The sequence below is a fragment of the Pseudomonas sp. FYR_5 genome (assembly GCF_043106315.1).
Taxonomy (GTDB): Bacteria; Pseudomonadota; Gammaproteobacteria; order Pseudomonadales; family Pseudomonadaceae; genus Aquipseudomonas; species Aquipseudomonas putida_Y.
In genome coordinates this window covers 1-941 of sequence record NZ_JBICMK010000094.1, presented here as the reverse complement: position 1 = coordinate 941, position 941 = coordinate 1, and the positions used below count along the sequence as shown (strand labels likewise).

Annotated in this window: 1 protein-coding gene; it reads right to left on the bottom strand. The window is 59.0% G+C overall.

The features are described from left to right. Positions 1-941 (bottom strand): immunoglobulin-like domain-containing protein (locus tag ACF8RA_RS17590; RefSeq protein ID WP_392519398.1); only part of this gene is annotated, 941 nt, incomplete at both ends.

Below are 941 nucleotides of genomic sequence, written 5' to 3'. Positions count from 1 at the left end.
GGCTGGTTGACGTGTACGGTGAACGTCGGTTTGACGTTCTCGGCCACCGAAGTCTGGTCGGCCGTGATGGTGACCTTGACCAGGTCGCCTTCGTTGCCTGGGGTGCCTGGTTCGTCAGTGACGGTAGTGCTGACCGGCGTCTTGTCCAGGTTCAGGTTTTCGAACTTCCACGCATCTGCGCCGCTGACCGCGTCGATGGCATTGACCACCGGCTGGTTAGTACCGACGTAGACGTTGTCCGGGGCGGTTGCAGTGGCCGAACCGGTGGTGCTGTTCGCCGCCACGACGACAGTAGTGCCGTCGGTCAGCTTGAAGTACAGCTCCGAGTGGTTGTTGATCGGCAGACCGTCTTTGTTGGTCAGCGTGATGGTGTAGGTGATCTCGCCGCCTTCGGTCACCGAAGGGGTGGCGGTCAACTTGGCCACCACCTCACTGATAGTGTCCGAGATCTCAACGGTAGCCGGGCCACCCAAGGCCAGCTTCTCGAAAGTGGCACCCGGAACTGTAGCGTCGATAACACTGAGCGTGATGGAGCCTGCATCGAGATAGACGTCATCGCCCTGAACCGAGGTCTTGTACTCGACTTCGGTCTTACCGGCTTCGATCGTCACGGTGTCGCCGTTCGACAGGGTTACGGTCAACGGACGGTCCAGCGCCTGGCCAACTTTCACAGTAAAGGAAGGTTGCTGGTCTTCGGTCACATTTCCATTGCTGAGAATACTTACGGTGACGGTATCGATGCTGTCATTGATGACAGTCGAGGCTGGAGTCGGATTCGGGGTCAGTTGCTCGAAGTTGCCGCCCGTGGCGTTCTCGATGGTGACGCTGACAGTCGAACCGTTGTTGTAGACGTCATTGGCCGGGGTCTGGAAGTCGACGCTGCCTTGGGTCTTGCCCGCTTCAACGGTGATGACCTGGCCGTTGGACAGGGTCACGGTTAC